This window comes from Acidovorax sp. KPB24-07, from assembly GCF_057543315.1.
In genome coordinates, this window is record NZ_BAAJYS010000188.1 from 1 (window position 1) to 7280 (window position 7280).

Here is a 7280-nt window from a genome sequence, read left to right on the forward strand (position 1 = left end):
CGAGGCCGGCGACGACGTGCTCTACGCCGCAGCGCCCGTGGACCTGGCTGCCGCCATTGCGGCAGGCGAGACCCAGAGCGCCAGCGGCCGGGGCTTCGTCAGCCTGTCGGGTGGGCAGGGCAGCGACCGGCTCGTGGGCGATGCCGGCGACGACGTGCTGTACGGCGGCGCAGGCGACGACACCCTGGTGGCCGGGGGCGGCAACGACATCATCCTGGCCGATGGCAACGGGCAGGGGCTGGTGCTGGGCGATGCCTCGGCGTCCTACAGCAGCGGCGCCAATGACGTGGCCACGGGCCAGGTGCGTCTCTTGAACGCCAGCGTCGTCATGGCGCGCATCGGCGCCACCGCCATCGGCAGTGCGGGTAACGCTTATACCAGCACCGACTTGCGGGAATTCGCCTTCAACCCCCTGGCCGAGATCGACCTGTCGGGGCTGCTCGCCATGCGGGCCGAGGACATCAAGCCGCCGGCCGGCGATACGCACGAATACGCCGCCGGTTCGCAGCGCACCTTCGCGCAGATGAACGACGGCCAGGCCTTCATGGGCAACCTCGGTGTGGGCGCGGGCGCCGACACCATCTACGCCGGCGCGGGCGACGACGTGGTCAATGCGGGCGCGGGCAACGACATCGTGTTCGGTGGCTCAGGTGCCGACATGGTGGCCGGCTACGACGGCGACGACTTCATCGAAGGCGGGGACGGCAACGACTGGCTGGAAGGGGACTACGCCGTGCAGGCCATGGACGGCGAGCAGGCGGTGCAGACGCTGACCTACCACGGCGCCAGCATGGTCGTGCGCAACACGCTGGATGCCGCGCGGCATGGCAGCGACGTGCTCGACGGCGGCGCGGGCGACGACACCCTGATGGGCGGCGGCAAGAACGACTTGCTCTATGGCCGGGCCGGTAATGACTTGATCTATGGAGACCACAAACGGATGAATGGCCCGCAGGCCGGCGACGATCTGCTCGATGGCGGCGATGGTGACGATGACCTGTTCGGTGGTGGCGGCAACGACGTGCTGCTTGGCGGCGCAGGCAAGGACATCCTGGAAGGCGATGACCGTACGGGTGAGATCGATGCGCAGTGGCACGGCGCCGACCTGCTGGACGGCGGCGCAGGCGAAGATGCTCTCTACGGCGGCGGTGGCGACGACACCCTGCGCGGGGGCGACGGCGACGACTGGCTGGCTGGCGAGGACGAACGCACCGAGAAAGCGGTATCCACCCTTACCGGCAACGACGTACTGGATGGCGGGGCCGGCAACGACACCCTGGTGGGGGGCAACGGCAACGACGCACTGATGGGCGGCGAAGGCAACGACCGCCTGAACGGTGGTGCGGGCAACGACACCCTGCAGGGCGGCGCCGGCACCGACGTGATGGACGGCGGCTTGGGCGACGACACCTACGTGCTGGAAGCGGGCGACGTGCCCGTGAACTCGGCGACGGCCGCCGAGATCCTGCGCGATGCGGGCGGCAATGACACCGTCGTTGTTTCGGGGCGGCTGCAGGCCGCGCGCACGGGCAATGCGGCCCACCTGGCGCTGGCGGTCGGGGATCCTGCCGAGCAGCGCGCACTGATCCTGGAGGACGGGTTCACGGGCGCGTTCGAGACCTTGGTGGTCGATGGGGTGGAAACGCGTGTGTCCGAGTGGATCCGCGCCAATGTGACGGAGGCCAAGACACTGGCGGCGGGCGCGGGAGGCCAGGCGTTCGGAGGCGGCGGTGCCGACACCTTGAGCGTGGCGGCGGGCGGCGGAACGCTGGAGGGGGCCGGAGGCAACGATACCTTCGACCTGTCGCCGGCCAACGACACGGGTGGCGCGCGGCTGCGGTTCCGGCTGGGCGACGGGCAGGACGTGGCCATTGGTTCAGTGAGTGGCGCCACTCTGGCGGGCCGGCCCGGCGGTGGCACCCGGCAGGCCAACGTGTTCGAGTTCGGCGAGGGCATCACGGCGGCTGGCGTCTCGTTGGTGCGCCAGTACGTGGGTGGCCAGATGGCGCTGTTCCTGCACTATGGCGCGGAGCCGGATGGTGCAGGCGGCGATTCGATTCGCCTGGACGGTCTTTCCGGACAGGACGGGCGGACCTTCGACCGCCTGGAGTTCGCCGATGGCTCGGCCGTGACCTGGGACGAAGCGGTGGCCCAGGGCATCGTGCTGGACATGCGCGCACGCACCGATTCGGGTGCGGGGTATGGCGAGGGCACCGCCTACCGTGACCTCATCACGGGGCGCGACGGCAACGACCGGATCTACGCAGGATTCGGCAACGACGTGGTGAATGCCGGCAGCGGCGACGACCAGGTGTGGGGTGGCGCGGGCAACGACGTGATCGATGCAGGCGCCGGCAACGACAAGGTGTACGGCGAAGCTGGCAGCGACGTTTTCCTGTTCGGGCGTGGCGATGGCAAGGACGAGTTCTCTGCCGGGCCTGCCGAGGCCGGCGCGGTCGATGTGCTGAGCTTCAAGGAAGGCTTGGCGCTGTCCGACCTGGTGGTCTCACGGGTGGACGACGATTTGCTGGTGCGCGTCGTCGGAACGGACGACCGCGTGACCGTGCGCTCGGCCTATGCCGATCAACCGCTGGCGCGCGTGGAGTTCGCAGGCGGTGCGGCCTTCGCACTGGCCGATCTGCCGCTCACGCCGGGCAACGCCCAGGCCAGCGCGGGCGCCGACACGATCTACCTGCTGCCGGGCGGCGATACCGTGAATGCACAGGGCGGTCAGGACGTGGTGCGCGGTGGGCGTGGCAACGACACGATCGACGGTGGAGCCGGCGACGACCAGCTCTATGGCAATGCCGGCGACGACGTGCTGTCCGACAGCACGGGCGACAACACCTTCGATGGCGGCGACGGCAATGACCGCGTCACCGGCACGGGCAGTGCGGTCAACGCCGGGGACGGCGACGACACGGTGGAGGTGCCTGGCGCCCGGGTCATCCTGGGGGCAGGCAACGACACCCTGGTCGTGCGCCGGTCGGTGGCTGCCGTGGGGCAGACATTGCTGCTGGACGGCCGCACTGCTGCGGGCACGGCGCGCACCGTGCGCTTTGCCACCGGTATCGCGCCCCAGGACGTGACCTTGGCCGCCGTGCCCGGCAGCAACGGGCGCAAGGACCTGCTGGTGCAATGGCCCGGTACGGGAGCCGGTGGCGTTCAGCAGCTGCGCATCGATGGCTTCATGGGCTTCGAGGCCGACCGCCAGGGACTGCGCTTCACCTTCGAGGATGCGCCCGCCACGGTGTGGAGCTACCAGGATGCCTACCGCCGCGCCAACGTGGGCACGGCCGGCGACGATGCGCTGCAGGGCGGTGCCGGTGACGACGAACTCGACGGCCTGGCCGGCAACGACGTCATCGAGGGGCTTGCCGGCAACGACGTGCTGCGCGGCTCGCAAGGCGCGGACACGCTGCGCGGGGGCGACGGCAACGACACGCTGATCGCTGGCGAAGGCAGTGCGATGGCGGCCGACCTGCTGTATGGCGAAACCGGGGACGACGTGCTGGTGGCCTCCACCAGCGGCACCTCGCGCCTGTCGGGCGGCGAGGGGGCGGACACCTTCCGCATCGGCCCGGGCGGGCGGCATGTGATCGTGCAGGACGACGCCGTGTCGCAGGACGTGCTGGAGTTCGACGCTTCGATCGCGCCGAAGGATGTGACCGTCACGCACGTGAACGGCGCGGCCATGCTGGTCGCCCGCGACCCGGTGTCCGGCGCGATCCGCGTCTCGGTGGAGCTGCAGGGCCTGCTGCGCAACGCGCAGCCGGGCGGCGTGGCCGAGGTGCGCTTTGCGGGCAGTCCCGCCACCGTGTGGACGCTGGAGAACCTGCGCGAGCGCGCGCTTCAGGGCACCGCGAGTGCGGACACGGTGATCGGCTTCGACTGGCGCGACGACCGCCTCGCCGGTGGTGCGGGCGACGACACCCTGCGGGGCCAGGGCGGCAACGACGTGCTGTCGGGCGAGGCGGGCAACGACGTGCTCGAAGGCGGCCTTGGCGACGACGTGTACCTGGTCGGCAAGGGCGAGGGGCGCGACGTGATCACCGAGACCGGTGGCACGGACACGCTGCGCTTCGGTGCGGGCATCGCCGCGGCGGACGTGAAGCTGGTGCGCACCTCCAGCCCTCCCACCGACCTGACCGGCCGCACGACGGCGTTCGCTGCGGCGGACTCCCTGGTGGCCGTGCTGCCCGGGGGCGGGCAGGTGTGGATTCCGGGGTTCTTCAGTGCAGGGGGCGGGATCGAAGGGATCGAGTTCGCCGACGGCGCGCGCTGGAGCCTGCAGGACATCCAGAGCCGCACGGTGGACGCCCGCGGCGCGGCCAATGCGATGCAGGGCACGGCAGGCGACGACACCTTCACCGTGGACCATGTGGCCGACACCATCGCCGAAGGCGCGGGCCAGGGCAGCGACACGGTCAACAGTGCCGTGTCGTACGTGCTGCCCGGCGAGGTGGAGAACCTCACGCTCACCGGGTCGCTGGACATTTCGGGTGTCGGCAACGCCGCCGCCAACGTGATCGCCGGCAACGCGGGCAACAACGTGCTCAACGGCATGGGCGGGGTGGACCGACTGGTCGGCGGTGCGGGAGACGACATCTACGTGGATGCGGCCGGTGGTGCCTATGACAACAACAAGGACGTCATCGTGGAGCGGGCCGGGGAGGGCAACGACACGCTGCTGCTCGATGCCAAGAACCGGGTGCTGGACGAGAACGTCGAGAACCTCGTGCTGATGGATTGGAGCAACTCGAATCGGGTGGCTCCCCTGGATTCCTACTACGGATTCCAGTCCTCCTACCAACTCTACGATGGACGGGCGGACGACACCCGGCTCCAGCTCAGCGGAAACACCGGCGATAACACCATCGACGCGACGAACGAGGGGCGCCTCGGTGCCATGCTGATGCGCCAGCGTTCGGAGGCCTTCGGCGGCATCGTCCTGGATGGGGGCCTGGGCAACGACACGCTGATCGGCGGTGTCGAGGACGACTACTACGTCCTCGACAGCCTGGGCGACAAGGTGGTGGAGACGGGCATCGCGGACAACGGGACCCAGTTGTCCCTCAACGACACGGTGGTCTCCTCCCGCATTTCCATCGACCTGCCGCTCAATGTGGAGAACATCGAACTGCTGGGCGACCAGGCGATCAACGCCACCGGCAACGACCAGGCCAACCAAATCCGCGCGTCCCGGAACACGGCGCGCAACGTGCTCACCGGCAAGGGCGGCGACGACACCTACTATGTGGGGATCGACGACGCGGTGGTCGAGCAGGCCGGCGGCGGCACGGACCGGGTCATCATCGACGTCATGGCGATTGGCGCCGCGGCTTACCATTCCACCGGCAAGGTGTTCCGCCTGGACGACTACGCCAATGTGGAAAACCTCGCGGCCAACGGGCAACTGCGCGGCAACCAGCCTGCGCAGGGCGTGCACCTGGTGGGCAACGCCGGCAACAACACCGTGAGCGGCTCCTTCCAGGACGACATCGTGGAAGGCGGCGCGGGCGACGACGTGGTGGAAGACCAGTACGCGGCCATCCGCCCGACGGCTTCGGTGTACTCCAGCGGCTGGGACAACGATGAGCTGCTGGGTGGCGCGGGCGATGACCGCCTGGTGAGCTATGCCGGGCGCGACGTGATGGACGGCGGCACGGGCAACGACACGCTCGTTGGAGGCGATGTCTTCCGTTTCGGGCGGGGCGATGGCCAGGACGTGATCACGGCATGGACGGGCCGCGCCAGCGTGGACCGGCAGCAGGCGCTGCGCTTCAAGGCCGGTGTCGTGGCCTCCGACGTCAGCGTGCGGCGGGCCGGCGATACCTTGGTCGTGGGCATTCGCGGCACCACCGACCAGGTCACCGTGCAGGGCTTCTACGGAGACCAGGAATTCAACGCGGTGCGGCGCATCGAGTTCGCCGACGGCACTGCCTGGGGTTTCGACGCGCTGATGCGCATGACCGACCCTAACACCGTGAACCACGCGCCGGTCCTGTCGGCTGCGCTGCCCGAGGCCAAGGCCGCCACGAACACGCCGTTCAGCTTCGCGTTGCCGGCGGGCGCGTTCAAGGACGAGGACGCGGGTGAGGTGCTGACGTACAGCGCCACGCTGGCGGATGGCAAGCCTTTGCCCGGGTGGCTCGTGTTCGATGCATCCAAACTCTCGTTCAGTGGAACCCCCGCCGCCACCGACCAAGGCGCTTTGAGCGTGCGCGTGACGGCCACCGATGCGATGGGCGCGCAGGCGAGTGGCAGTTTTGCGCTGAGCATCGCCGCGGGGAACCGGCCGCCCGTGGCGGGCGCAGCGATCGCGCAGCAGCGCGCCACGGAAGACGCCGAATGGCGGTTCACGGTGCCCGCCGGCACGTTCACCGATGCCGACGCGGGCGATGTCCTGACGTGGACTGCCCAGTACCCGGGTGGAGGCTTGCTCCCTGATTGGCTCTCCTTCGATGCTGCTACGCGGACCTTCCACGGTATTCCGGCAGGCAGCGATAGCGGGCTGTGGGAGGTGGAAGTGGTGGCGACGGACCGCGCAGGCGCATCCGCGCACCTGGCTTTCGAAGTCTGGGTGGATGCGGTGAACGACGCACCGGTGGCCAAGACCCCGCTCACCGCGCAGTCGTTCAAGCAAGGCGCCGCATGGAGCTTTGCCTTGCCGGCCGACGCGTTTGTCGATGAGGACGAGGGCGACGTGCTGACCTATTCCGCCACCCTGTCATCCGGCGCCGCGCTGCCGGCGTGGCTGACGTTCGACGCTGCCAAGAAGACGCTGCGCTCGTCCAGCACCTCGGCGCCGGCGGGCAGCTACGAAATCACCATCACCGCGACCGATCAGGCAGGTGCCAAGGCCTCCCAGAAGCTGCCGCTGACCGTACAGTCCAGCGCGATCACGGGCACAGCGGGCAATGACACCCTCACCGGCACCAGCGGCAACGACACCATCGACGGCGGCGCGGGCGCCGACACGATGACGGGCCTGGGCGGTGACGACACCTACGTGGTCGACAACGCCTCCGACAAGGTGGTGGAGGCTGCGAACGCGGGCACCGACACGGTGCTGTCCAGCGTCACCTACACCCTGGCGGCGAACGTGGAGAACCTGACCCTCACCGGTACGGCCGCCATCAACGGCACGGGCAATGCGCTTGCCAACGCGCTCGTGGGCAATGCCGGTGCGAACCGGCTGGACGGCGGCGCGGGTGCGGACGCGATGACCGGTGGCGGCAGGCACGACGTGTACGTGGTGGACAACGCGGGCGATACGG

General features: G+C 69.5%; 1 protein-coding gene. It reads left to right on the forward strand.

Annotated elements, in window-relative coordinates:
* Positions 1 to 7280: putative Ig domain-containing protein (locus tag AC27IQ_RS16500; RefSeq protein WP_487090098.1), on the forward strand; the 7280-nt coding region annotated here is incomplete at both ends.